The sequence below is a fragment of the Isobaculum melis genome (assembly GCF_900111355.1).
Taxonomy (GTDB): Bacteria; Bacillota; Bacilli; order Lactobacillales; family Carnobacteriaceae; genus Isobaculum; species Isobaculum melis.
On record NZ_FOHA01000003.1, the window covers coordinates 154,730 to 180,589 of the forward strand.

The following is a 25,860-nucleotide window of genomic DNA, read 5'->3' on the forward strand; positions in this document are numbered from 1 at the left end:
GGAGATTGGGGAATGGCTGATAGAGGTATATTAATTGTTTTATCTGGTCCATCTGGTGTAGGTAAAGGAACTGTTAGAAAAGCAATCTTTGAAGATGAGTCCAATGATTTTGCTTATTCTATTTCAATGACAACCAGAGCAAAGCGCGAAGGTGAGGTTGAGGGGAAAGATTATTTCTTTAGATCAAAGGAAGAGTTTGAAGCTTTGATTGAATCAGGTGGTTTACTTGAATATGCAGAATATGTTGGTAATTATTATGGAACTCCGTTACAATATGTAGAGGATACTCTTGCAAGCGGGAGAGATGTGTTTCTTGAAATAGAAGTTCAAGGCGCATTACAGGTCAGAGAAAAGATGCCAGAAGGAATCTATATTTTTCTATCTCCGCCTGATTTAATGGAGTTGAAATCTCGTATTATTGGTAGAGGTACTGACGATATGGCTGTGATTGAGAAAAGAATGGAAATGGCCATTGCCGAAATTGAAATGATGAGCCTCTATGATTATGCCGTAAAAAATGATAAAGTAGAGAAGGCAGTAAGTAAGATTAAAGGGATTATTAAGAGTGAACATTTAAAAGTGTCCCGGGTTTTAGAACACTATAAAACAATGATTGAGGAGATGTAGTACATGTTATACCCATCTATTGATAACTTATTAGAAAAAATTGATTCAAAATATTCATTGGTTATTTTAGCTAGCAAACGTGCCCATGATTTGGCCGATAACGAAAGACCAATGCTAGATGAATACCAATCACATAAAAATGTAGGTCGTGCATTGGAAGAAATTAATGCAGGGGATTTAGTCATCGATCCAACAACTATTACAACTGACGAATAAAATAAGCTAAAGCCTTAATCATTTAAGGCTTTTTTTATTGAGAAAAGAAGAGGCTGGTCTTTCCTAAAATTTAAATGAGATAAATCAAGACAAACTACAGTTTTTTTAGTAGAATAGGTAGGAACAAGTTCAGGAATAAAATTCGGGAGGAACGCTGACATGTTAAAAAATAAGAAGGTTGTTTTATTTGTAACAGGAGGAATTGCTGTCTATAAAGCTGCAGAGTTAACCAGACAATTCATTAAGCATGGTGCCACTGTTAAAGTCGCGATGACAGCATCAGCAACAGAATTTGTGACACCTTTAACTTTTCAAGTATTAAGCAAATCAGATGTTTATATCGATACTTTTGATGAAAAAGTTAGTAGTGAAGTGGCACATATTCATTTAGCTGATTGGGCCGACGTTGCAATTGTTGCACCAGCAACAGCAAACATTATTGCAAAAATGGCCAATGGCATTGCTGATGATATGGTTTCTACAACCCTACTTGCCATCACAGCGCCTGTATTTGTTGCACCTGCGATGAATGTGCATATGTTTGAACATCCAGCAACCATCCGTAATTTAACACAATTACAACAAGATGGCGTTCATATCATAGAACCTGATACTGGCTTTTTAGCAGAAGGCTATGAAGGCAAAGGCCGTTTACCTGAACCAATTAAAATTGTTGAAAATATGATGGCAACATTAATAAAAAAAGAAAAACAATTACCTTTATCTGGTAAAAATGTGCTCATCACAGCAGGCGGCACCAAAGAGCGTATTGATCCAGTACGTTATTTAACCAATGACTCTTCTGGTAAAATGGGCTATGCGATGGCAATGGCAGCAAGAGATTTAGGTGCAAATGTGACCTTGATTTCAGCCACACAACATCAGTCTGAACCTTTTGGTATAGCTATCCATTATGTAGAATCAGCTGAAGAAATGAAAAATATGGTGCTATCGAAATATGATACAACAGATATGGCGATTATGGCAGCAGCTGTTGCAGATTATCGCCCAATTCAACAAGCAGACAAAAAAATGAAAAAAACAGGTCATGACCTACAATTAGAGCTAGCACAAACCACAGATATTTTAAAATTATTAGGTCAAACTAAAAAGCAACAATATTTAATTGGTTTTGCAGCAGAAACCAATGATTTACTCACTTATGGACAACAAAAATTAATCAATAAGCAAGCAGATATGATTGTAGCCAATGATGTTTCTAAAGCAAATGCAGGTTTTCACTCGGATACCAATGAAGTGACAGTCTTGATGCCAAAAGAAACGCCTATTCAATTACCAAATGCAAGCAAATATGAAATCGCTAAAGAAGTCTTAATCATTGCTGCTTCAAAAATATAAAAAAAGGAGGATGGGAGCATGCCAAAAATAGCACAAGTCATTGTTGATGTGCCTGCAATGCAAACTGACCGTCCTTTTGACTATTTAATTCCAGCATCATGGGAAGCGATTATCGCACCTGGAATGCGTGTCGAGGTGCCATTTGGTAGTCGTCAAATTCAAGGGTTTGTGATCAATATAGTAGAAAAAACAGCCTTTCAAGATCAACTAAAGGCCATTATCGGTGTCATGGATTTAGCACCTGTTCTGTCCACTGAGCTGTTATTGCTATCTAATGATATGGTCAAACAAACCTTTGCTTTTAAAATTAGCTGCTTACAAGCAATGCTACCAAGTATGATGCGTGCCAAATATGAAAAGCACTTAACAGTGATTGATGAATTAACTGAAGCAGAACAATTTGAGCTTTTTAAAGGAAAAGATTCCATGACTTGGAAAGAAGCTGAGTCCCGTAATCTGTTACCGCTATTAGCCAAATTAAAAAAAGAAGACAAAATTGAAATCAGCTATGAGGTTGTCAATAAAGCACGTGTCAAAAAAATTAAAATGGTCAAACCGCTCCTTACCTTTGAACAAATGGAGGAAGAAAAAGAAGCCTGCCAAAAACGCGCACCAAAACAAGCCTTGGTCTTAAGCTTCTTACAATCCTTATTAATAGAAGAAAAAGACAGTTCAAGTGTTGCCTTACAAAAAGAAGCCAATGTTACCTCAGCAGTTTTAAAACAAATGGCAAAAAAAAATTGGTTAGCCTTTTATGAAAAAGAAGCTTACCGCAATCCCTATCAAGATCGTGTCTTTAAAAAAACGCAGGCTATGCCTTTAACCTCTCAGCAGCAACAAGTCATCACACCTATTTTAGCAGCAGTGAACACCAGTAAAAACGAAACCTTCTTATTAAAAGGTGTCACAGGTAGTGGTAAAACAGAAGTCTATCTGCAAACCATCTCAAAAGTGGTGGCATTAGGCCAACAAGCGATTATGCTTGTACCAGAAATTGCTTTAACACCACAAATGGTTGAACGCTTTAAAGGCCGTTTTGGTGAAGCCGTAGCGGTTCTTCATAGTGGTTTATCAGAAGGTGAAAAGTATGATGAATGGCGTAAAATCGAGCGTGGTGAAGCAAAAATTGTGGTAGGTGCACGTTCAGCTGTTTTTGCCCCATTTCAAAATCTAGGTGTCATTATTGTGGATGAAGAACATGAATCTACCTATAAACAAGAAGATAACCCACGTTATCATGCTAGAGATATTGCGATTTGGCGTGGTCAGTATCATGATTGTCCTGTTATCTTAGGAAGTGCCACCCCCTCATTAGAATCTCGGGCTAGAGCACAAAAAAAAGTTTATACGTTGTTAGAATTAACAGAAAGAGTCAATCAACAACAATTACCAGAAGTTGAAATTATTGATATGAAAGATGAATTAAAGGCTGGTAATCGCAGTAGCTTTGCCATGTCACTTCAAAATAAAATAAGAGGGCGCATTGCTAAGGGTGAACAAACCGTTTTATTATTAAATCGTCGAGGATACTCTTCTTTTATCATGTGTCGTGATTGTGGTTTTGTTTTAGGCTGTCCAAATTGTGATATATCATTGACCTTGCATATGGATACTAAAACCATGAAATGTCATTACTGTGGACATGAGGAAGGGATTCCAAGAGAATGTCCAAGTTGTCATGGTCATCATATCCGTTACTATGGAACAGGAACCCAAAAAGTTGAAGAAGAACTGCTGAGTGTCATTCCAGAAGCACGTGTGATTCGAATGGATGTGGATACCACTAGAAAAAAAGGTGCCCATGAAAAATTACTGGCTGCATTTGAACAAGGAGAAGCAGATATTTTACTTGGAACACAAATGATTGCAAAAGGCTTGGATTTTCCCAATATTACCTTAGTTGGTGTTTTAAATGCAGATACTGCTTTGGGATTACCTGATTTTAGAGCAGGAGAAAAAACCTTTCAGCTACTGACTCAAGTAAGTGGTCGTCCAGGTCGTGGGACGATTAAAGGCGAAGTAGTGGTTCAAACATTTAATCCTGAGCATTATGCCATTCAATTAGCTAAAGAACATGACTATGATCGATTTTATGCCCATGAAATGATGTTAAGGCATCGAGGAAAATATCCGCCTTATTATTACACTGTCTTAATTACAACCAGTCATCAGAATGAAATTGAAGCAGCAAAAAAAATCCAAAAAGTCATTGAAGAAATCAAACCACAATTAAGTGAGCAGACCATTATTTTAGGTCCTACGCCAAAATCGATTGCAAAAGTAAATAATCGTTATTACTACCAATGTATTTTAAAATATAAGAATGAACCCAATTTATTTGATATCTTACATCAAATTATTCAATCATCACAGGGAGAAATTGCAAAAGGACTTTATCTATCCGTTGACCCAGAACCATTAAGCTTTATGTAATAATCAAAAGAAAAGAGTGATTTTATGGCAGTTTTGCCCATTGTGATTTATCCAGATAAAAGATTAGAAACCAAAACAACACCTGTTGATGAAATAACAGCAGAAGTCTTAACTTTGTTAGATGATATGTATGAAACAATGCTTGCAAATGATGGGATTGGTATTGCAGCACCACAAGTGGGCAGTAACTTACGCATTGCGATTGTGGAAATGGATGAGGAATCAGGCTTAATTGAAATGATTAACCCTGTAGTTCACTCAGAAAAAGGAAAAGATGTTGATATCGAAGGCTGCCTTAGCTTTCCAGAAATTTATGGCACTGTTGAGCGCGCTTATGAAGTCGTTGTTCGCTATTTTGATCGTGAAGGACAAGAAATCGAGATAGAAGCTGATGACTATTTAGCAAGAGCATTACTACATGAAATTGAGCATTTAGAAGGTCAATTATTTACAGATAAAATTATTGAAAGAATTGATCCAAGTGAATTGGAAGCATATATGGAGGAAGATTAAATGACAAAAATTGTTTTTATGGGTACTCCCGCATTTTCAGCACCAATCTTACGTGCTTTAGTTGAACAGGGCTATGATGTACAGGCGGTTGTTACGCAACCAGATCGTCCTGTTGGTAGAAAAAAAGTCCTCACACCAACGCCAGTTAAAGAAGAAGCTTTAAAACATAGCATTCAAGTGTTACAGCCAGAAAATTTAAAGGATTCAGCAGAAATGGCTATTTTAAAAGAGTTAGCACCAGATTTGATTGTTACAGCAGCTTTTGGTCAATTTTTATCTGAAGAAGTATTAGCCATTCCAAAGCATGGCTGTATTAATGTTCATGCCTCGTTGCTACCAAAATACCGTGGTGGCGCACCTGTTCACTATGCCATTATGAAAGGCGAACAAGAAACCGGTGTAACCATTATGTATATGGTGAAAAAAATGGATGCAGGAGATATCATTAGTAGCCGTAGCATTCCAATTACGAAACAAGATGATGTTGGTTCAATGTTTGATAAATTAAGTGATTTAGGAAGAGATCTTTTAATCGAAACCTTACCAGCTTTATTGGCAGGAGATATCACACCTATTAAACAAGATGAAACACAAGTCACTTATTCGCCAAATATCTCAAGAGAACAAGAACAAATTAGTTGGGATATGACAGCTCAAGAAATTGACAACATGGTACGTGGTTTAAGACCGTGGCCTGTTGCATATACGCTATTATTTAATGAACGTATCAAAATGTGGGCGGTTTATCCTCTTACAGAACAAACCACTCAAAAGTCAGGAACAATCATTGAACTCTGTAAAGAAAGCTTTAAAGTAGCTGCTGGTCAAGGAACTGTTTTAGAAATCCTTTCGCTACAACCAGCTGGTAAAGGTAAATTAACTGCTGGCGATTATTTAAGAGGTGTTGGAAATAAATTACAGGTAGGGGATAGATTTAATGACGAATCAGGAAAATGAGCAAAAAAGAAATATCAAAAAAACAGCCCGTTATTTAGCTGTTGATATTTTAGAAAAAACAGAAAAACAAGGTTCCTATTCAAACTTGCTGTTAAATCATAGTATTGAAAAAAATAAATTAGGCTCTGCTGATAGTGGCTTATTAACGGAGTTGGTTTATGGCACAATTCAGCGCCGGATGACCTTAGATTATTTTTTATCGCCTTTTATTCAAGAAAATAAAAAGCTTGAAATGTGGGTTAGAAACTTACTTCGTATTTCTGTCTATCAAATGGTTTATTTAGATAAAGTACCCTTACATGCTGTGCTTTTTGAAGCAGGGGAAATTGCCAAAAGAAAAGGCCATATTGGCATTAGTAAATTAGTCAATGGTGTATTAAGAAATGCTGAACGTAAAGGCTTTCCTTCCTTTTCAGAAATCGCTGATCCTGTTACACGCTTAAGTATTGAAATCAGTATGCCACAATGGCTTGTAGAAAAGTTAATTGATCAAATTGGCATAGAAAAAACAGAAGAACTAGGCTATGCTATTTTAGAGCCAAGTAAAGTGAGCGGTCGGGTAAATGAAAAATTTTTAACCAGAGCAGAGGCAATAGATGCTTTAGAGGAAGCTGGATTGGAAGCTTATGAAAGTGAGGTTTCACCAGTTGGAATCATTGTTGAAAGAGGGAATTTAGCCCATTCACCACTTTATCAATCAGGGCAACTAACCGTTCAGGATGAATCATCTATGCTTGTGGCACCAGCTTTACAATTAGCACCTCATGATTTAGTTTTAGATGCTTGTGCAGCACCTGGTGGCAAAACAACACATATTGCCAGCTATCTTGATGCAGGGCTTGGTGGAAAAGTAGTCGCACTAGATTTACATGCACATAAAACCAAACTAATTGAAGCCAATGCTCAAAGAATGCATGTCGATCAAGTAGTGGAAACCAAAACAATGGATGCAAGGAAAGTTGATGAAGTTTTTGAAGATGGTCTATTTGACCGTATTTTAGTTGACGCACCTTGTTCAGGACTAGGCTTAATGCGTCGTAAACCGGATATTAAATATACAAAAACAAAAGCAGATTTTAAAAACTTACAAAGAATTCAATTAGAAATTTTAGATTCTGTTGCCAAAAAGGTAAAAGAATGCGGTATAATAGTTTACAGCACATGTACCATTACTGAAGAAGAAAATTTTGGTACAGTAACGGCCTTCTTAAAAGAACACCCAGCATTTGAATTAGTCGCATTTCCTGTTGATGAAAGATTGCAGGAAAGTGTTCATAATGATTGTTTACAGATATATCCTCATGAGTATGGAACTGATGGCTTTTTCATTAGCTGTTTACAAAGAAAGAAGGAAGTTTAGAACAAAAGAGGTGAGAAATCATGCAAATTACATTCTCTACAAATGTTGGTAGACAACGTACAAATAATGAAGATTATACAGGAATTTATTATAATCAAGCAGGTGTGCCGATTGCCATGGTGGCAGATGGAATGGGTGGACATCAAGCAGGAGATGTTGCCAGCGAATCGGTGGTCTCATCAATTGGAAAAAAGTGGGAACAAGGGCATTATACAACAAGCGATGAAACAATTCCTTGGTTAAAAGAGCACATTCAGCTTGCTAATGCTGAATTATTGGATAAAGCAACACGTTTTCCTCAATATCAAGGAATGGGCACAACCTTAGTTGTAGCGATTCTATTTGAAACGCAATTTTTAATTGCGAACATTGGAGATAGCCGTGGTTATTTAATGGGAAAAGGGTATTACGAGCAATTAACAGAGGATCATTCTCTAGTCAATGAGCTTGTAAAACGTGGAGAAATCACTGCTGATGAAGCGTTACACCACCCTAGAAAAAATATTTTGACCAGATCAATGGGGAATTCAGCACCAGTAGACATTGATCTTTGGGAAATTGAGCTACCAAGTGAGGCTACTTTATTATTGTGCTCTGATGGCTTAACCAACATGGTTAGTGATGATGAAATTAAGACGATTCTAAGTGAACCAAATCAAACATTAGATCAAAAAGCAACACAACTGATTGAGCAAGCTAACAAAAATGGTGGAAATGATAACATAACAGTACTGTTAGTCGTTTTTCCAGTGAGAAAGGAAGTGTAGAGACCGATGTACGTGGGGAAAAAAATTAATGACCGCTATAAAGTGATTGATACAATAGGTGGAGGCGGTATGGCGAATGTTTTCTTAGCTCATGATTTAATCTTAGATCGTGATGTTGCTGTGAAAATTTTACGCTATGACTTTAGAGAGGATTCTGATGTCATTCGTCGCTTTCAAAGAGAGGCGCAAGCAGCAACAACTCTTGTCCATCCAAATATTGTAGCAGTATATGATGTTGGTGAAGAGCAAAATTTACACTATATTGTCATGGAATATGTAAAAGGAACAGATTTGAAGAAGTATATTCAACGCTCGTTTCCAATCCCTTATCAAAAAGTCATTGATATTATGGGACAAATATTATCTGCTGTTGAGCATGCGCATCGAAATAAAATTATTCATAGAGATTTAAAGCCACAAAATATTTTAATTGATGAAGAGGGTAATGTTAAAATTACAGATTTTGGTATTGCGGTAGCCTTATCAGAAACCTCTATTACGCAAACGAACTCTTTACTGGGTTCTGTTCACTATATGTCTCCTGAACAGGCAAAGGGTGGGTTGGCAACCAATCAATCTGATATTTATGCATTAGGTATTATTCTATACGAATTATTAACAGGACGTGTACCATTTGAAGGGGAATCTGCTGTTTCGATTGCATTAAAACATTTCCAAGAAGAGTTGCCTTCAGTCAGAGAATTTGATCCAAGAATTCCTCAGCCTTTGGAAAATGTTGTCTTAAAAGCAACAACCAAAGATCCAATTGATCGTTATTCTTCTGTTGCACAAATGTGGGCGGATTTAGCTACAGCGCTATCAACAAGTAGAATTGATGAACCTAAATTTGTGCCAACAGCATCTTTGGATGAAACAAAAGTATTAACACCTATCACGCCACCAGAAACAGTTGAAGCTGCTGAAGATGAGCTTGTTGAAAATGAAACAAGTAAAGTGCTTGATGAGGATACGAAAGATCCTAAGAAGAAAAATAAAAAGAAACGCAAAAAATGGCCATATATTACGGCTGGTGTCATTGTTTTAGCCTTAATTGGTGTATTAGTCGCACTTGCTCTTAGTGCACCAAAAGATGTGATTGTACCTGATGTAACAGGGATGACTGAGGTTGAAGCAAGAGAAGCTTTAGAAAAAGCGAAGCTAAAATTAGGAAGTGTCACACAGCAACCAAGTGATGAAGTTGAAAAAGATAAGATTATCAAAACAGATCCTAAAGCAGGTCGATCTGTTAAAGAAAAAACAAGTGTTAATCTTTATGTAAGTACAGGTAAAGATAAAGTGAAGATTGAAGACTATGTTGGCGATGATTATGAAGAAGTCAAAGCGAAGCTAACAAAAGCAGGGTATACTGTCACGAAAGAAGAAGTGGAACATGATGAAATTGAAGCAGGAAAAATTATTTCTCAAGATCCTGAAGCAGGCACAGCGGTAGTACCAAAAGATACGACAATTACCTTTACTGTGAGTGCAGGACCTGCCTCCTTTACTTTACGAGATTTAACACAATATACAAGGAAAAGTGTTGAAGATTATGCAAATGAGAATGGCTTAGTTTTATCTGTTGAGGAAGAATATTCTTCAACTGTTGAAGCAGGCTTAGTCATCAGTCAGAATCCAGGAGCAGATAAATCTGTTTATCCAGGATCTGCTTTAACGGTTACTATTTCTAAAGGACCAAAAGAAGAACCGACTAAAGAAATTACACGTACCGTTACGATTCCTTATGTTGCAGATACCACGCCGATAGATAGCTCTGCAGATTCTTCGGCAACCGAACCTGAGAAGAAAGCCAACAAAATTACCATTTATATTGAAGATGAGACCCATGATCTTGCAGGAATTGCTGATAGCTTTGATCTTACAGCAGATAGGCCTTATACCTTTACTTTTAAAATAAAAGTAGGCTCCGCTGCAAAATATAAAGTTTATCGCGATGGTAACTTGATTTTATCTGATGATAATGTTCAATAACCAATAGTGCCTAGAGGGCAAGACCAAACCTTAAGGTTTGGTCTTGCCCTCTTAAATTGCTTCTAAAAAAACCATAAATTACCTCTATAGACGGTGGCCAAAAGGCAGGCTCGGTCTGCAATTGTCAAGAATCACTGTAAACGTAGTGAACAGATGCTGATTGATACCTACTACGCTACGCTTCGATCACAACAACTTTATAAGGTTCAGAGTCAAACTGCGTTTGATCTGTATCATGTCTCTAAGGATTAAAAATCCTAAGAGGCATGATAATTGTTCGTCTTTTGTTCCAATTGCTTTGATTCACAACGAAGTATGAGTTGATGTAGAAAAGTACCTACTTGGTGCTTGAACCTAAGCGCCTTTTGGCTCAACTTGTTTTTTGTTTTAAAGAAAAAGGGTTGCAAAAAAAAGAATTGTTCAGTAGAGTAAAAGAAGAATACTAGATAAAAAGGAAGAGGCGGTTATGTGCCAAAAGGGCAAATAAGAAAAGCTTTAAGCGGATTTTACTATGTATATGATCAAGGTGTGACCTATCAAACCAGAGGAAGAGGCAATTTTAGGAAAAGAAAAATGACACCACTTGTTGGAGATGAAGTCATCTATGAGAGTAGCAATACAACGGATGGCTATGTATTAGATTTGTTACCAAGAAAAAATGAATTGGTGCGGCCACCTGTTGCTAATGTGGATCAAGGTGTGATTATTATGTCAGCTGTTGAACCAAATTTTTCAGAGAATCTGTTAAATCGTTTTTTAGTGACACTAGCTTACCATAAAATTAAGCCAATTATCTATATTACTAAGATTGATTTATTAACACCAGATTTATTGGCTAAAATAAAAAAATATCAAGCAGATTATGAAACAATTGGTTACCAAATGATTGTACCAAATGCTACAGATAACCAAGCTGCTATCAAAGAAATCGAAGCCTCTTTTGCTGATAAGCTAACGGTTTTTATGGGCCAATCAGGTGCTGGAAAATCAACCTTGCTGAATCAAATATCTCCGGCATTAGCACTTCAAACAGGTGAAATTTCAGCAGCATTAGGCCGTGGTAAGCATACAACGAGACATGTTGAGTTATTACCATTATTTGATGGATTGGTAGCGGATACCCCAGGTTTTAGCTCAATTGAATTTTCTAGTATTGAAGCAACAGAGCTGCCACAATTGTTTCCTGAATTTGTTGCAGTAGCAGACCAATGTAAATATCGAGGCTGTATGCACCGAAATGAACCACAATGTGAAGTCAAAAAACAAGTAGAAGCAGGTACCATTCCAAGTTACCGCTATGAAAATTATTTACAATTTTTAACTGAAATCGAAGAACGAAAACCAAAATATGACAAGAAATGAGGAATAAAAATGTTAAAGATAGCCCCTTCAATTTTAAGTGCGGATTTTGCAAAATTAGGTGAAGAAATAGTAGCCGTAGAAAAAGGTGGAGCAGACTATATTCATGTGGATGCGATGGATGGTCATTTTGTCCCTAACTTAACCTTAGGCCCAAATATTGTTTCAGCCATTAGACCGATTACTAAATTGCCGTTAGACTGCCATTTAATGTTGAGTAACCCAGAAGAGTATATTGGTGCTTTTGCAGAAGCTGGTGCAGATATTATTACCATTCATGCAGAAGCAACACCGCATATTCATCGTGCCATTCAGCTCATTAAATCACATCAAGTAAAAGCAGGTGTGGTGTTAAATCCAGCGACACCAGTAGAAGCCATTTCATATGTCTTGGAAGATGTTGATATGGTGTTAGTGATGAGTGTCAATCCTGGTTTTGGTGGACAAAGCTTCATTGAAAGTTCATTGAAAAAAATTGCTGTATTAAAAGAACTAAAAGAAACCCATGGCTATACCTATGAAATTGAAGTAGATGGCGGCATTGTTCCTGAAACAGCTAAAAAATGTTATGAAGCAGGAGCGGATGTTTTAGTTGCTGGCTCATATATCTATAATCATGCAGATCGTAAGGCACAAATTGACCAATTAAAAGCAGTGATTTCAAAATAATGAAAAATGTGCATATCTTAGTTGGAGGACCTGATAGTGAAGTGCCGGATTTAATGGACTATCATGATGAGCAGACGATTTGGATTGGTGTCGATAGAGGAGCCGTGCGTTTAATGGAACTTGGTATTACACCAGATTATGCTGTAGGAGATTTTGATTCCATTTCAAAAGCGGAATTGGCTTATTTAAAAAAGGCAGTAAAAGAAGTGCTTCTTTTAAAAGCGGAAAAAGATGAGACTGATACTGAGCTTGCGCTTGATTTGGCCATTCAATTAAATCCAACCAAGATTCGAATCTTTGGTGCAACAGGTGGTAGATTAGATCATCTGCTAGCTAATTTATGGATTGTACTAAGATTTAATTTTTTAACAGCTGCTGAAAAAATTTCTTTATATGATCGACAAAATAGTCTTCATTATTTTTTACCTGGTCATCATGAAATACAAAAAGAGGCAGATAAAAAGTATTTGGCTTTTGTTGGTCTAACAGCTGTCAAAAAACTTTCATTATATGATGAAAAATATCAATTAGATCAAGTAGATTTCCCTTATCCAATTTCGCTAGCAAGCAATGAATTTATTGGTGAAACTGCTAGCTTTTCTTTTGATGAAGGCATCATTGCTGTGATTCAAAGTAAGGATTAATTAAAAAAAGTTGTATGGAAACGACCGTTTTGTAGGCATTCCGTACAACTTTTTAAATTTTCGGTACAAAAAAAGCATCATAAGTAAATAACTTATGGTGCTTTATAATGTTTTATTAAACACGTTCAACTTTACCTGATTTAAGAGCGCGAGTTGAAACCCAAACTCTTTTAGGTTTACCATCAACTAAAATACGCACTTTTTGCAAGTTTGCTTTCCATGTACGTTTGCTATAGTTCATTGCGTGTGAACGTTTGTTACCGCTGCGACTTTTACGTCCTGTGATGACACATTCTTTTGCCATATTATTCTTTCCTCCTTTGCCTATGTCTAGAAGCAAAGCTTCATTACTCATACTCCAATAATTTATCATAAATGCATTTGGAATGCAACACTTTTCTTTCAAGTAAATTCCCTTGACAGATAAATCAATCCGTGTAAAGTATAAATGATGAGAAAACAATGAAAAAAAGTGCGCTAATTTTCAATTAAAGCAAGCTTTCATTTGATTTTTCTTTCCAATTGTAACACCCTATGATAGAATATAGGGTAGTAATTCAATGCCCAAATATGGGTTGAAGGAGGATTTTCAGACATGGCAGTTAAAATCAAAACACAATTTGGTACAATCGATATTTCAAATGACGTTATTGCTACGGTAGTAGGTGGTGCAGCAACAGACATTTATGGAATTGTTGGCATGGCAAGTAAAAATCAGATTCGTGATAATTTAAATGATATTTTGAAAAAAGAAAATTATGCACGCGGCGTTGTGATTAAACAAGAAGAAAATGGCGTAGGCGTAGATGTCTTTATTATTGTAAGTTATGGTACTAAAATTTCAGAAGTTTGTCGCAATGTACAAGAAAAAGTGAAATACAATCTTGAAACAATGCTTGGTATTACAGCAAATTCAGTGAACGTGTATGTACAAGGCGTTCGTGTAATGAAAGACTAATTTGAATGAATCGATGTTGCAAATAGGGCAACTAAGGAGGATATTTTTGTGAAAGTTACAAAGTTAGAAGGAAAACAATTTCGTGCAATGGTTGCAGTGGGGGCTGAGCGTTTAAGTGTAAATGCTGAGTATGTAAACTCATTAAATGTTTTCCCGGTACCAGATGGTGATACAGGAACAAATATGAATTTATCAATGATAAGTGGAGCGAAAGCTGTTTCAAGTACTATTTCTGATGAAATGGGCGATTTAGCTGCAGCTTTATCTAAAGGTTTATTAATGGGTGCCCGTGGTAATTCAGGCGTTATTTTATCACAATTATTCCGTGGTTTTGCTAAAAGTGTAGAAGGCAAAGCAACTTTAACAGGAAAAGAATTTGCCGCTGCTTTTACTGGCGGTGTTGAAACGGCTTATAAAGCGGTGATGAAACCAGTTGAAGGAACAATTTTAACTGTTTCAAGAGAAGCAGCAAAACGTGGTGAGCGTAAAGCTGAGGATACTGATAATTTGATTGAAATTATGGAAGCCGTTGTGAAAGGTGCCAAAATTTCATTAGCAAAAACACCAGATTTATTACCTGTACTAAAAGAAGTTGGCGTAGTAGATAGTGGTGGACAAGGTCTTTTATTTGTTTATGAAGGCTTCTTGGAAGTTCTTTCAGGAAAAGCGACTGAAGAAGTAGCTTATCAACCAAATGAGCATGAAATGACTGAAATGCTAAATGCTGAACATCACCGTAGTGTTCATGGGCATATGGCAACTGAAGATATCCAATTTGGCTATTGTACTGAGATTATGGTTCGTATTGGTGAAGGCGAAACAGTAGATAGTGAATTTGACTATGATACTTTCCGTAACTATCTAAATGAACTAGGTGATTCTTTACTAGTTGTAGCAGATGATGAAATTATTAAAGTCCATGTTCATACAGAATATCCAGGTAAAGTGATGAACTATGGTCAAAAATTTGGTTCATTGGTAAAAGTGAAAGTGGACAATATGCGTATGCAACATGAAACACTTTTAGAAGCTGAACAGACAGCACCAGCACCAAAAGAAAAACGTCCTTATGGCATTATTGCAATTGCAGCTGGAAAAGGGGTTCAAACCTTATTTGAAAGCTTAGGTGCACACTATATTATTAGTGGTGGACAGACCATGAATCCAAGTACAGAAGATATTTTAAAAGCAATTGATGAAGTTTATGCTGAAAAAGTGATTATTTTACCAAATAACAAAAATATTTTCATGGCAGCAGATCAAGCGGCAGAAGTTAGCGCTGTTGATGTAGCAGTTGTACCAAGCAAAACGATTCCTCAAGGAATGGCTGCAATGCTTGCATTTAATGAAATGAATGATTTAGACAGCAATAAAAATGAAATGACAGATGCTCTAGCGCAAACTGTTAGTGGTCAAGTGACTGTTGCGGTTCGTGATACAGCAATTGATGGCTTAGAAATTAAAAAAGACGATTTCATGGGCATTATCGAAAGCGACATTAAAATTTCAAAACCAAATCGTCAAGAAGTAGCCATTGAAACATTAAAAGCAATGCTGAATGATGAAACTGAAATTGTGACGATTATCTTTGGCGAAGATGCAACACAAGAAGAAGCTGAAGCCATTGCAGAAGCAGTAACAGCCTTAGATGAAGATATTGAAGTAGAAGTTCACCAAGGTGATCAACCTGTTTATCCATACTTGTTAGCGGCGGAATAGCAGATGGGAGATAGATATCATAGCGTATTTGATATCATTGGACCTATTATGGTAGGTCCAAGTAGTTCTCATACTGCTGGAGCGGCTAGAATTGGAAAAGTAGTCAGAAAAATATTTGGGACACTTCCTGAAAAGGTCACTATTTATTTATATGAATCGTTTGCTAAAACCTATCAGGGACATGGTACGGATATTGCTTTGATTGGTGGTCTTTTAGATGATGAACCAGATGATCCTAGATTACCCCAATCATTAGAACGAGCCAAAGCTCTAGGCATTGATGTGCAATTTATTCCAACTGATGAAGTAGCAGAACATCCAAATTCAGCTAAAATCGTCCTTGAAAAAGGCCAACAAAAGCTTGAAGTACTGGGCTGCTCAATTGGTGGTGGCAACATTCAAATTTCTGAGGTAAATGGTTTTAAAATCAAAATGCAAGCCAATCAACCAACTATCTTAATTGTTCATCAAGATTTACATGGTGCCATTGCAAAAGTGGCAACTGTCTTAGCTGAACAAGGCATTAACATTGCGACAATGATGGTTTCCCGCAAGGCCAAAGGGGATGAAGCCATTATGGTCATTGAAGTTGACGAAAAAGAAATTGATGCAAGTATTGAGAAAATGTTAGAAATTCCAATGATTCATCAAGCGAGTTTCTTTCAATCATAAAATGGACAAGCTGAGCAGATGATGTTCAGCTTTTCTTCAAATATAGAGTTAGCACGTGGTGGTACTAATACAATGATAAAAAGGGGGATAACACTTGTGTTTCATTCAATTAAAGAGCTTGTCACATTAGCTGAAAATGCCGGATCTGTTTCTGAAGCAATGATTCAGGTAGAGTTACAGCGGGGAAATATGACAAGAGAAGAAATTTGGGGACAAATGGATCATCAGCTTTCCGTTATGGAAAAAGCTGTAGCACGGGGCATAGAAGGTGTTGCCTCACCTACAGGATTAACAGGAAATGATGCAACTAGATTGATGCATTATATTGAAAAAGGTAATTTTATCAGTGGCGAAACCATCTTAAAAGCAGTTAGAAATGCGATTGCAACCAATGAAGTCAATGCAGCTATGGGATTAGTTTGTGCAACTCCAACCGCAGGCAGTGCAGGTGTTGTACCTGGTGTTTTATTTGCTGCAAGAGATCAATTAAATTTAACACGTGAACAAATGATTCGCTTTCTATTTACAGCTGGAGCATTTGGCCTAGTAACAGCAAATAATGCTTCCATTAGCGGAGCAGAGGGTGGATGCCAAGCAGAAATTGGGAGTGCCAGTGGGATGGCAGCAGCAGCGCTAACAGAAGCAGCGGGTGGCACACCAGAAATGAGCAGTGCTGCAATGGCCATTACCTTAAAAAATATGATGGGCCTCATCTGTGATCCTGTAGCAGGTCTTGTTGAAGTGCCATGTGTGAAACGCAATGCATTAGGTGCCTCTCAAGCAATGATTTCTGCTGATATGGCCTTAGCAGGTATCACGAGTGCGATTCCAACGGATGAAGTCATAGCAGCTATGTATAAAGTAGGGATTCAAATGCCGACAATCTTTAAAGAAACAGCAGAAGGAGGATTAGCAGATACACCAACAGGAAGAGACATAAAAATGAAAATCTTTGGTGTAGATGCCTAAAAAATTATGGATGAATCAATTTACAGTTCAGTCTCAATTTTAAAAGGCGTAGCGGGAAAACGATTAGAAGCATTAAATCAATTAGGCATTTATACCGTTCTTGATTTACTTTCCTATTACCCCTTTCGCTATGAAGATTTACAAGTAAAAGATTTATCAGATATTACAGATCAAGAAAAAGTGACCCTAAAAGGGGTTGTGATAGCGGATCCAGTGATTAATAGCTTTGGGTATCGAAAAACCCGCCTCATTTTTAGAATCGCCATTGAGCAAGATGTGATTATGGTGACTTTTTTCAACCAACCCTATTTAAAAGGGCAAGTGAAAGCTGGCGAAGAAATCACGATTTATGGTAGATGGGATAGCAAACGAAGTAGCTTAGCTGGTATGAAAATTATTGGTAGTAAGACAGCTGAGCAAAAAGAATTTGAAGCTGTTTATAGTGTCAGTAAAAGTATCCAACAAAAAACCTTATTTAATTTAGTGACCCAAGCATATGAATTATTTGCTGATCAAATACCTGAGATTATTCCTGTTTCATTAAAAGAAAAATACCGACTCATTTCCCATAAAGAAGCAGTTTATGCCATGCATTTCCCAACAGATGAAGAACAAAGCAAACAAGCAAGAAGACAGATTATCTTTGAAGAATTATTTACTTTTCAAATGAAATTACAAGTCTTAAGAAGACAAGAAAAATCAGTCAAGCAAGGCATTGAAATTGCTTATCATGTAGCTCACTTAAGAACTTTTATTGCTTCTTTACCCTTTGAATTAACTGCGGCTCAAAAAAGAGTGGTCAATGAAATTTGTGCCGATTTAAAAAGTCCTTATCATATGCAGCGTCTGCTTCAGGGGGATGTTGGAAGCGGTAAAACAATTGTTGCTGCTATTGCTTTATTTGCAACTGTGGATGCAGGCTTTCAAGGAGCCTTAATGGTACCAACTGAAATTTTAGCTGAGCAGCATATGGAAAGCCTAGATCAACTATTTGATCCCTTACAAGTCAAAGTGGCCTTACTAACAGGTTCGACTAAACCCAAGCTAAGAAAAGAAATACTTGAGCAACTTGCAAATGGTAGTTTAGATGTTGTAATAGGAACCCATGCTTTAATCCAAGAAGATGTTCAATTTAAACAACTAGGCTTAGTCATCACTGATGAACAGCATCGATTTGGTGTCGAACAACGTAAAATATTAAGAAACAAAGGCAATAATCCAGATGTCTTATTTATGACTGCAACGCCAATTCCAAGAACCCTAGCGATTACAGTCTTTGGAGAAATGGATGTTTCGATTATTGATGAATTACCAGCAGGACGGATTCCAATTGAAACCACTTGGATTAGGCCGAAAATGTTTGAATCAACCTTAGAATTTATTGAATCAGAGCTAGTTAAGGGTGCACAAGCCTATGTGATTTGTCCTTTAATAGAAGAATCTGAGAGCTTAGATGTTAAAAATGCAGTGGATATCTATGAAAAATTAGCCACTTATTATGAAGGACGCTATCAAGTAGGTTTGCTTCATGGCAAAATGAAGGCAGCTGAAAAAGATACGATTATGCAACAATTTAAAGAGAATCAAGTACAAGTATTAGTCTCGACAACCGTTATTGAAGTTGGTGTTAATGTACCCAATGCAACGACCATGGTCATCTATGATGCAGATCGTTTTGGTTTATCACAACTCCATCAATTACGTGGACGTGTTGGAAGGGGAAGCAAAAAATCTTATTGTATTTTAGTTGCCAATCCAAAAACCGAAATTGGTCAAGAACGAATGAAAATTATGACCGAAACAACAGATGGCTTTTTACTCAGTGAAAAAGATTTAGAATTAAGAGGATCAGGTGACTTATTTGGTCGAAAACAATCAGGTGTGCCAGACTTTAAAGTTGCAGATATTGTGACAGATTTCGGTGCTTTAGAAGCAGCTAGAAATGAAGCACAGCAGCTAATTAAGCAGCCTGCTTTCTTTACAGATGCAACCTATCATGCTTTACGGATGGCAGTTGGTATTGAAGACACAGAAAAATTAAGTTTTGACTAATAAATCATTGATTCAAAAGGAGAAAAATTCCATGGCAAAGTTAAAAAGAGCAGAACGATTAGAAAAATTTAAAGAAGCTTTACAAGAAAACCCATTTTTAACAGATGATCAATTAGCACAACTATTTCAAGTAAGTATACAAACGATTCGTTTGGATCGCAATATTTTAAATATTCCACAGCTTCGAGAACGAACCAAAGAAGTGGCTGAAAAAAGCTTCAATGGAGAAATTAAAAGCTTAGAATCTGAGGAAGTGATTGGTCAATTATTAGATGTAGAAACTGGTGTTAGTGGAATTAGTCTATTTTTAATTGAACCAGAGCATGTCTTTAAGCGAAACTACATTGCCAGAGGACATTATTTATTTGCCCAAGCAAACTCACTAGCAATTGCGATTGTTGATGATGTATTAGCGCTGACTACAGCAGCAAATGTATTTTTTGATAAACAAGTAAAATTAGGTGATAATGTCATTGCTAAAGCAAAGGTAACAGAAACAACGGATAAATATATTCAAGTTTCAGTTGAGAGCTTTGTTAATAGTGAGTTGGTTTTCCATGCAACATTTGAAATTTATCATAGAACAGATAAAAAATAGGAGTGAATCAGATGAAAATAGCAGTAGATGCAATGGGTGGAGATTATGCACCACAAGCAATTGTTGAAGGAGTGATGATGGCAGCAACGGAATTTCCAGACCTTTCTTTTCAATTATATGGCAAAGAGTCAGCCATTCGTGAGTATTTAACAACCGAAAAAAATATCACAATTATTCATACAGATGAAAAAATAAATAGTGATGACGATCCTGTTCGTGCGATTCGCAGAAAAAAAGAAGCTTCAATGGTTTTAGGTGCCCAAGCAGTTAAAAATGGGGAAGCAGATGCCTTGTTTTCAGCTGGAAATACAGGCGCTCTATTAACCGCTGGCTTATTAATTGTTGGTCGTATCAAGGGAATTGATCGCCCTGGTTTAATGCCAACCTTGCCTGTTTTAAATTCAGATAAAGGCTTTAACTTAATGGATGTTGGCGCAAATGCCGATACAAAACCTGAAAATATCCATCAGTATGCGATTCTTGCCTCTTATTATGCAAAATATGTCAGAGGTATTGAAAACCCAACAGTAGGTTTGCTTAATAACGGAACAGAAGCTGGTAAAGGGAATGATTTAACTAAAAAAGCTTATGAATTACTTACTAATGATAAAAGCATTCACTTTATTGGAAATGTTGAAGCAAGAGAATTATTAAATGGTGTAGCAGATGTGGTGGTAACAGATGGTTTCACTGGAAATGCTGTTCTAAAAACAATTGAAGGAACAGGAATGTCCATGATGAAGCTGATTAAATCTGCGATTAGTGATAATGGGGCTAAAGGGAAGCTAGGCGGCTTGCTGTTAAAAGATGGTCTTTATGCAATTAAAGATAAATTGGATTATTCAAAGCATGGTGGGGCTGCATTAATTGGTTTGAAAGCACCAGTAGTGAAAACCCATGGTTCAACAGGAAAAGAATCTGTTTACTATACAATCAAGCAAATTAGAGAAATGCTCCAAACGAATGTGATTGGTGACTTAGTTGACTATTTTGAAAATCAAGCAAAATAATCGGTTAAATAAAAATAAATTGTGGTTGTGACAAAACTCAAAAGTTTTATCACAACCACGTAAATTGCTTCCATAAACGGTGGCCAAAAGTCAGGCTCTTCGGAAATTGCCAAGAATCACTGTGAACGTAAGTGAATAGATGATGATTGGTACCTACTACGCTGCGCTTCGATCACAACAAATTCTACGCATGAAACATGCTAGATTTGAAGGATTTGGTTCACAAAACATCTAATAAGGAACAAAGTCGAACTTTGTTCGATTTGTATCATGTTTCTAAGGATTAAAAATCCTAAGAAGCATGACAATTGTTCGTCTTTTGCTCCAATTTCTCAAGCCTTAACGCCTTTTGTCTCAGCCTCAATTTTATTTTTAACTTGAAATTAGTAGTAGATAGTATTAAAATGATAAAAGACATGATATTGAATAGGAATAATGAAAGGAAGAGCCATGAGAAAAATTGCATTTATTTATCCAGGGCAAGGTTCACAAGTAGTTGGAATGGCAGATTTTGTCAAGGAAGACCCAACAAGTGAGCAACAATTAAATACCTTACAAAGCCAGTTAGATTTTGATTTAATCAAAACAATGCATGAAGGACCAAGCGAACAATTAACCGCTTCAGAAATGGCACAGCCAGCTCTTGTGGCGACGAGTAGCCTATTAACTGACTATCTTGCAAGACACGACTTACAAGCTGATTATGTCGCAGGACATTCATTAGGTGAGTATAGCGCTTTAGTTGCCAGTGGCATGCTTCCTTTATCTGTTGCAGTTCCTTTAGTGAGACAAAGAGGGAAATTAATGAATGCAGCAATGAAGGATGTATCCGGTGGTATGAGTGCAGTATTGGGCTTGACACAAGAGGTAATTGATCAAACCTTAGCTAAGATTAACGCTGATTATGAAGAACCTGTGTTATTTGCTGCAAATGTGAATGCACCAGGTCAAATTGTCATATCTGGGCAAAAAGAAGCATTAGCGTCTCACATTGATACGTTAAAAGAAGCCGGAGCGAAACGTGTCTTACCACTAAAAGTTAGTGGGGCCTTTCATTCAGGATATATGCAACCAGCTGCAATGGAGTTGAACCTTTTATTAGCTAAATTAGCTTTTAAAGCACCTAATATGACATTTATTAATAATGTAGATGCACAAACATTAAATGATCCAAATGAGATTGTGAATAAATTGACCTTACAATTAACCTCTCCTGTTTTATGGACACAAACGATTGAAGCGATGCTTGCTGCAGGTGTCACTGATTTTATTGAAATCGGACCGGGCAAAGTTTTAACAGGTTTAATGAAAAAAATTAAGCGCGAAGCAATAACACATAACGTCTGTGACATTGAAACAGCTAATGAAGTTTTAACAACATTAAAAGAAGAGGTGTGAATCTGATGACTGAAAAAATAAGTGTCTTGGTTACTGGTGCCTCAGGTGGTATCGGCCAAGCAATTGCGTTACAATACGCTAATCCTGCTTATCTTGTGGCAGTTCATTATAGTGGTAGTAAAGCTAAGGCTGAAGCGACTTTAACTGCTATAGAAGCAAAAGGAGGTAGTGGATACCTTGTTCAAGGTGACATTAGCCAAGAGATAGATGTTGAGCGTATTTTTAGCGAAGTAAAAGAACAAGCTGGTAAAGTAGATATTTTGATTAATAATGCGGGAATGACAAAAGACGGTTTAATGATGCGCATGAAAGAAGCAGATTTTGATCAGATTATTGCTGTCAATTTAAAAGGAACCTTTTTGATGATGAAGGCTGCGTCTAAATTAATGATGCGCGCAAAAACTGGTTCTATCGTAAATATTTCCAGTGTTGTAGGAAGTATTGGCAATCCAGGGCAAATCAATTATGTCGCAAGTAAAGCAGCAATTGAAGGGATGACAAAGACCGCAGCAAAAGAATTAGCGAGTCGAGGCATTCGAGTAAATGCTGTTGCGCCAGGATTTATTGAGACAGATATGACTGAAAACTTATCTGATCAGGTAAAAGAGCTGATGCTACAAAATATTCCATTAGCACATTATGGTACACCAGAAGATGTAGCTGCTGTTGTTTATTTCTTAACGCGTCCAGAAGCGAAATATCTGACTGGACAAACCCTCCACGTAGACGGTGGATTAACGATGTTTTAACATTTTCTTAACAGAAAATTTAAAAAAACTGGAGAACTTGTCTTTTTTAACTAGACAAAAAGAACTTCTCTAAGTAAAATATAAAGAGATGTGTGTGCAATAATTTAATAAAGATATCTTTATTAAATGACATGCAATTGGTGGAGGTGAAAAAAATGGCTCAAAGTGAAGTATTTGAAAAAGTAGCAAAATTAATCGTTGAACGTTTTGGTGTTGATGAGGATAAGGTAACTCCTGAATTAACATTTAAAGAAGATTTAGGTGCTGACTCACTTGATATTGTTGAATTAGTCATGGAACTTGAAGATGAATTTGGAACTGAAATTTCTGATGAAGATGCAGAACAAATCGTAACGGTTGGTGACGCAGCGAAGTACATCGAATCTCACGTAGAATAATGTTGACATAATAAAATAGCAGGAATAAGTACAAAACTTATCCCTGCTATTTTTGTATATTTTACAATTGTCAGAATCTTTTTGATATGAATTGTTAAGAAATGCTAAAAATGTGTTGCAATGTTCAGCATAACTTTATATAATTAAGTAAATTTAATCATATTCTCATAATAGTATCACTTAAGTCAGAACGTTTCTAATGAAAAGAAAGAGTTTTGTTTGTGAATGATTAAAGGCTTCTACTTTGCTTTTCTATAAAAGTTAAAATAGAATGATAAATGTAAGAGTGTTTGAAGTGACCTGTTTGAATCAGTAAAACCAATCGACAACAATTGGATGGCACATCATTAGAAGAAATTTTCTTTTACTTTTTGAACGTTTTCATGAAGTAATGGGAATTCTTTGTTTTTTTGCAATTTATTTTTGTCTATTTATAAAAAAATGATGACTGAACAGACGACACTTCAAAAATCAACAAAGGAGGCATTTGTGTGGAAAATGAAAATCAATTACTAGACATCAATCATCTTCATACTGGATTTAGAATCAAAGATGATTTTTATGATGCAGTTGATGATGTATCTATTAGTTTAGAAAAGAATGAAATCTTAGCAATTGTGGGTGAATCTGGTTGTGGGAAAAGTACATTAGCTACAACAATTATGGGCTTGCATGACCCAAACAAAACGAAAGTTGCAGGAGAGGTCATCTATCAAGACCTAAACTTAGTAGACTTGAATGAAGAGTTATACAATAAAATTAGAGGCAATGATATTGGGATGATTTTCCAAGATCCATTATCAGCATTAAATCCTTTAATGCGCATTCAAGATCAAATAGCAGAATCTTTAATTTTCCATACAAAATTAAGTAAAGAAAAAAGATATGAGCGCGTACTTGAATTGTTAGAGCAAGTTGGGATTCCAAATCCACCTCGTGTAGCAAAACAATATCCACATGAACTATCTGGTGGAATGCGTCAGCGTGTGATGATTGCCATTGCTTTATCATGTAAACCACCAATCATTATTGCGGATGAACCAACAACCGCACTTGATGTAACAATTCAAGCACAAATTTTAGATTTATTAAAAGAATTACAAGAAGAAAATGGAACAGGGATTATTTTAATTACCCATGACCTTGGTGTCGTAGCTGAAATGGCAGACCGTGTTGCTGTGATGTATGCAGGTCAAGTTGTTGAAGAAGCTGAAGTTGGTGAATTATTCAATAATCCAAAACATCCATATACACGTTCACTATTAAACTCAATTCCGCAAATGGATTCAGAAAATGATGAGCTACATGTGATTGATGGTGTGGTACCTTCTCTTGTAAAATTACCAAGAAAAGGTTGTCGCTTTGCTGCACGTATTCCATGGATTGCTGCAGAAGAGCATGAAGAAAATCCAGTAATGCATGAAGTTGCACCAAATCATTTTGTTAGATGTACATGCTATAAGAATTTCCATTTTGAAGAAGGGGGCGAATAAATATGAGCTTTTTAGAAATTGAAGATTTAAAAGTTCATTATCCAATTCGTGGTGGCTTCTTTAATACAGTAGTGGATCATGTTTATGCTTTAGATGGTATCAATATGTCTATTGAAAGAGGAAAAACTTATGGATTGGTTGGTGAATCAGGTTCTGGTAAATCAACAACAGGTAAAGCCATTATGGGACTTGAAAAAATTACCGATGGTAGAATTATCTATGAAGGAAAAGATGTTTCAAAACAAATTCGTGGAAAAAATTCTACTTATAATCGTGATGTCCAAATGATTTTCCAAGATGCGACTTCAAGTTTAAATCCAAAGAAACGTGTACGCGATATTATCGCTGAACCCATTCGTAACTTTGAACGTTTAACAGAAGGCGAAGAAAAGAAACGTATCTTAGAGCTATTAGATATTGTTGGTATGCCTGAGGATGCAATGTATAAATACCCTCATGAATTCTCTGGTGGTCAAAAACAACGTTTAGGGGTTGCTCGTGCTGTTGCATGCCGTCCTAAATTGATTGTTGCTGATGAACCTGTATCTGCGCTTGATTTATCAGTACAAGCACAAGTATTAAACTTTATGAAAGATATTCAAGAAGAATATGGTTTAAGCTATTTATTTATTTCTCATGATTTAGGTGTGGTAAAACACATGTGTGATCATATCTCGATTATGTATCGTGGTCGTTTAGTGGAAAGTGGAACAAGAGAAGATATCTATAAAGATCCACAGCATATTTACACCAAACGTTTAATTGCTGCGATTCCAGAGATTGATACTGAAAATAGAGAAGTGCATAAAGCTAATCGCCGTAGAGTTGAAGAAGAATATCGCCAAAATGAGAAGCAATATTATGATGAAAACGGGAAAGTTTATGATTTAAAATCTCTCACTGATACACATAAAGTTGCACTTAAAAATATTGAAGTGGGAGGGAATTAAA

The 25,860-nt window shown here is 36.4% G+C and carries 25 protein-coding genes; 24 read left to right on the top strand and 1 reads right to left on the bottom strand.

The window, feature by feature from the left end; genetic code table 11:
• Window positions 1-12: 12 nt before the first annotated feature.
• The 12 genes from gmk to BMW29_RS04230 all read left to right on the top strand — a co-directional run bounded on the left by gmk (window position 13) and on the right by BMW29_RS04230 (window position 12,893).
• The gene (gene gmk, locus BMW29_RS04175) at window positions 13-627 is read left to right on the top strand and encodes a guanylate kinase (RefSeq protein ID WP_092650643.1); all 615 of its coding nucleotides are present in this window, start codon (window positions 13-15) and stop codon (window positions 625-627) included.
• 3 nt (window positions 628-630) lie between these two features.
• A complete protein-coding gene (rpoZ, locus tag BMW29_RS04180) occupies window positions 631-843 on the top strand; it encodes a DNA-directed RNA polymerase subunit omega (RefSeq protein ID WP_092650645.1) in 213 nt (70 codons plus the stop codon).
• Window positions 844-1,002: 159 nt separating this feature from the next.
• Window positions 1,003-2,202 carry a bifunctional phosphopantothenoylcysteine decarboxylase/phosphopantothenate--cysteine ligase CoaBC gene (coaBC, locus tag BMW29_RS04185; RefSeq protein ID WP_092650647.1) on the top strand — a complete coding sequence of 400 codons (1,200 nt, stop codon included), beginning with the start codon at window positions 1,003-1,005 and terminating at the stop codon, window positions 2,200-2,202.
• An 18-nt stretch (window positions 2,203-2,220) separates the two neighbouring features.
• Window positions 2,221-4,635, top strand: coding sequence for a primosomal protein N' (gene priA / locus BMW29_RS04190; protein ID WP_092650649.1), 2,415 nt, complete (start codon window positions 2,221-2,223; stop codon window positions 4,633-4,635).
• A gap of 24 nt (window positions 4,636-4,659) precedes the next feature.
• Window positions 4,660-5,148: a peptide deformylase gene (gene def / locus BMW29_RS04195; protein WP_092650651.1), complete on the top strand. Its 489-nt coding sequence runs from the start codon at window positions 4,660-4,662 to the stop codon at window positions 5,146-5,148.
• The gene (fmt, locus tag BMW29_RS04200) at window positions 5,149-6,105 is read left to right on the top strand and encodes a methionyl-tRNA formyltransferase (RefSeq protein WP_092650653.1); all 957 of its coding nucleotides are present in this window, start codon (window positions 5,149-5,151) and stop codon (window positions 6,103-6,105) included.
• Window positions 6,086-7,465 carry a 16S rRNA (cytosine(967)-C(5))-methyltransferase RsmB gene (rsmB, locus tag BMW29_RS04205; protein WP_092650655.1) on the top strand — a complete coding sequence of 460 codons (1,380 nt, stop codon included), beginning with the start codon at window positions 6,086-6,088 and terminating at the stop codon, window positions 7,463-7,465. Before fmt ends, rsmB begins: the two co-directional genes overlap by 20 nt.
• 20 nt (window positions 7,466-7,485) lie before the next feature.
• Window positions 7,486-8,232 carry a Stp1/IreP family PP2C-type Ser/Thr phosphatase gene (locus BMW29_RS04210; RefSeq protein ID WP_092650657.1) on the top strand — a complete coding sequence of 249 codons (747 nt, stop codon included), beginning with the start codon at window positions 7,486-7,488 and terminating at the stop codon, window positions 8,230-8,232.
• 6 nt (window positions 8,233-8,238) lie between these two features.
• A complete protein-coding gene (pknB, locus tag BMW29_RS04215; protein WP_092650659.1) occupies window positions 8,239-10,221 on the top strand; it encodes a Stk1 family PASTA domain-containing Ser/Thr kinase in 1,983 nt (660 codons plus the stop codon).
• A gap of 468 nt (window positions 10,222-10,689) precedes the next feature.
• Window positions 10,690-11,583, top strand: coding sequence for a ribosome small subunit-dependent GTPase A (gene rsgA, locus BMW29_RS04220; protein ID WP_092650661.1), 894 nt, complete (start codon window positions 10,690-10,692; stop codon window positions 11,581-11,583).
• Between the two features lie 9 nt (window positions 11,584-11,592).
• Window positions 11,593-12,249, top strand: a complete 657-nt coding sequence (rpe, locus tag BMW29_RS04225) for a ribulose-phosphate 3-epimerase (protein WP_092650663.1) — start codon at window positions 11,593-11,595, stop codon at window positions 12,247-12,249.
• Complete coding sequence (locus tag BMW29_RS04230; protein WP_177165666.1) at window positions 12,249-12,893, top strand: thiamine diphosphokinase; 645 nt, start codon at window positions 12,249-12,251, stop codon at window positions 12,891-12,893. The genes rpe and BMW29_RS04230 overlap by 1 nt, the downstream gene beginning before the upstream one ends.
• A gap of 115 nt (window positions 12,894-13,008) precedes the next feature.
• On the opposite strand, the gene rpmB is transcribed toward BMW29_RS04230, so the two are convergent.
• The gene (gene rpmB, locus BMW29_RS04235; RefSeq protein ID WP_092650667.1) at window positions 13,009-13,197 is read right to left on the bottom strand and encodes a 50S ribosomal protein L28; all 189 of its coding nucleotides are present in this window, start codon (window positions 13,195-13,197) and stop codon (window positions 13,009-13,011) included.
• A gap of 291 nt (window positions 13,198-13,488) precedes the next feature.
• On the opposite strand from rpmB, the gene BMW29_RS04240 reads away from it, so the two are divergent.
• From BMW29_RS04240 to BMW29_RS04295, 12 genes are all read left to right on the top strand, one after another.
• Window positions 13,489-13,851, top strand: a complete 363-nt coding sequence (locus BMW29_RS04240) for an Asp23/Gls24 family envelope stress response protein (RefSeq protein ID WP_092650669.1) — start codon at window positions 13,489-13,491, stop codon at window positions 13,849-13,851.
• A 48-nt stretch (window positions 13,852-13,899) separates the two neighbouring features.
• A complete protein-coding gene (locus BMW29_RS04245; protein WP_092650671.1) occupies window positions 13,900-15,570 on the top strand; it encodes a DAK2 domain-containing protein in 1,671 nt (556 codons plus the stop codon).
• Between the two features lie 3 nt (window positions 15,571-15,573).
• Window positions 15,574-16,242, top strand: a complete 669-nt coding sequence (sdaAB, locus tag BMW29_RS04250; protein WP_092650673.1) for an L-serine ammonia-lyase, iron-sulfur-dependent subunit beta — start codon at window positions 15,574-15,576, stop codon at window positions 16,240-16,242.
• Window positions 16,243-16,338: 96 nt separating this feature from the next.
• Window positions 16,339-17,211 carry an L-serine ammonia-lyase, iron-sulfur-dependent, subunit alpha gene (gene sdaAA, locus BMW29_RS04255; protein ID WP_092650675.1) on the top strand — a complete coding sequence of 291 codons (873 nt, stop codon included), beginning with the start codon at window positions 16,339-16,341 and terminating at the stop codon, window positions 17,209-17,211.
• Window positions 17,212-17,217: 6 nt separating this feature from the next.
• Window positions 17,218-19,263 (top strand): ATP-dependent DNA helicase RecG, encoded by a 2,046-nt coding sequence (gene recG, locus BMW29_RS04260; protein ID WP_092650677.1) that lies wholly within the window; start codon window positions 17,218-17,220, stop codon window positions 19,261-19,263.
• 31 nt (window positions 19,264-19,294) lie between these two features.
• Entirely contained in the window at window positions 19,295-19,861 is a 567-nt protein-coding gene (fapR, locus tag BMW29_RS04265; protein WP_092650679.1) for a transcription factor FapR, read from the top strand.
• A gap of 11 nt (window positions 19,862-19,872) precedes the next feature.
• Window positions 19,873-20,871 (top strand): phosphate acyltransferase PlsX, encoded by a 999-nt coding sequence (gene plsX / locus BMW29_RS04270; protein ID WP_092650681.1) that lies wholly within the window; start codon window positions 19,873-19,875, stop codon window positions 20,869-20,871.
• 450 nt (window positions 20,872-21,321) lie between these two features.
• Window positions 21,322-22,269 (top strand): ACP S-malonyltransferase, encoded by a 948-nt coding sequence (fabD, locus tag BMW29_RS04275; protein WP_177165667.1) that lies wholly within the window; start codon window positions 21,322-21,324, stop codon window positions 22,267-22,269.
• A 5-nt stretch (window positions 22,270-22,274) separates the two neighbouring features.
• Window positions 22,275-23,018, top strand: a complete 744-nt coding sequence (gene fabG, locus BMW29_RS04280) for a 3-oxoacyl-[acyl-carrier-protein] reductase (protein WP_092650685.1) — start codon at window positions 22,275-22,277, stop codon at window positions 23,016-23,018.
• A gap of 155 nt (window positions 23,019-23,173) precedes the next feature.
• The gene (gene acpP, locus BMW29_RS04285) at window positions 23,174-23,416 is read left to right on the top strand and encodes an acyl carrier protein (protein ID WP_092650687.1); all 243 of its coding nucleotides are present in this window, start codon (window positions 23,174-23,176) and stop codon (window positions 23,414-23,416) included.
• Window positions 23,417-23,907: 491 nt separating this feature from the next.
• A complete protein-coding gene (locus tag BMW29_RS04290; RefSeq protein WP_092650689.1) occupies window positions 23,908-24,909 on the top strand; it encodes an ABC transporter ATP-binding protein in 1,002 nt (333 codons plus the stop codon).
• A gap of 2 nt (window positions 24,910-24,911) precedes the next feature.
• Window positions 24,912-25,859, top strand: coding sequence for an ATP-binding cassette domain-containing protein (locus tag BMW29_RS04295; protein WP_092650691.1), 948 nt, complete (start codon window positions 24,912-24,914; stop codon window positions 25,857-25,859).
• Window position 25,860 lies beyond the last annotated feature (1 nt).

Coding starts and splice junctions, on each gene's coding strand:
- rsmB (WP_092650655.1), top strand. CDS start 6,086: ATGACGAATCAGGAAAATGAGCAAAAAAGAAATATCAAAAAAACAGCC.
- coaBC (WP_092650647.1), top strand. CDS start 1,003: ATGTTAAAAAATAAGAAGGTTGTTTTATTTGTAACAGGAGGAATTGCT.
- BMW29_RS04230 (WP_177165666.1), top strand. CDS start 12,249: ATGAAAAATGTGCATATCTTAGTTGGAGGACCTGATAGTGAAGTGCCG.
- priA (WP_092650649.1), top strand. CDS start 2,221: ATGCCAAAAATAGCACAAGTCATTGTTGATGTGCCTGCAATGCAAACT.
- BMW29_RS04210 (WP_092650657.1), top strand. CDS start 7,486: ATGCAAATTACATTCTCTACAAATGTTGGTAGACAACGTACAAATAAT.
- fmt (WP_092650653.1), top strand. CDS start 5,149: ATGACAAAAATTGTTTTTATGGGTACTCCCGCATTTTCAGCACCAATC.
- fabD (WP_177165667.1), top strand. CDS start 21,322: ATGAGAAAAATTGCATTTATTTATCCAGGGCAAGGTTCACAAGTAGTT.
- gmk (WP_092650643.1), top strand. CDS start 13: ATGGCTGATAGAGGTATATTAATTGTTTTATCTGGTCCATCTGGTGTA.
- def (WP_092650651.1), top strand. CDS start 4,660: ATGGCAGTTTTGCCCATTGTGATTTATCCAGATAAAAGATTAGAAACC.
- BMW29_RS04295 (WP_092650691.1), top strand. CDS start 24,912: ATGAGCTTTTTAGAAATTGAAGATTTAAAAGTTCATTATCCAATTCGT.
- sdaAB (WP_092650673.1), top strand. CDS start 15,574: ATGGGAGATAGATATCATAGCGTATTTGATATCATTGGACCTATTATG.
- BMW29_RS04240 (WP_092650669.1), top strand. CDS start 13,489: ATGGCAGTTAAAATCAAAACACAATTTGGTACAATCGATATTTCAAAT.
- rpoZ (WP_092650645.1), top strand. CDS start 631: ATGTTATACCCATCTATTGATAACTTATTAGAAAAAATTGATTCAAAA.
- pknB (WP_092650659.1), top strand. CDS start 8,239: ATGTACGTGGGGAAAAAAATTAATGACCGCTATAAAGTGATTGATACA.
- rpe (WP_092650663.1), top strand. CDS start 11,593: ATGTTAAAGATAGCCCCTTCAATTTTAAGTGCGGATTTTGCAAAATTA.
- fabG (WP_092650685.1), top strand. CDS start 22,275: ATGACTGAAAAAATAAGTGTCTTGGTTACTGGTGCCTCAGGTGGTATC.
- acpP (WP_092650687.1), top strand. CDS start 23,174: ATGGCTCAAAGTGAAGTATTTGAAAAAGTAGCAAAATTAATCGTTGAA.
- rpmB (WP_092650667.1), bottom strand. CDS start 13,197: ATGGCAAAAGAATGTGTCATCACAGGACGTAAAAGTCGCAGCGGTAAC.
- plsX (WP_092650681.1), top strand. CDS start 19,873: ATGAAAATAGCAGTAGATGCAATGGGTGGAGATTATGCACCACAAGCA.
- recG (WP_092650677.1), top strand. CDS start 17,218: ATGGATGAATCAATTTACAGTTCAGTCTCAATTTTAAAAGGCGTAGCG.
- fapR (WP_092650679.1), top strand. CDS start 19,295: ATGGCAAAGTTAAAAAGAGCAGAACGATTAGAAAAATTTAAAGAAGCT.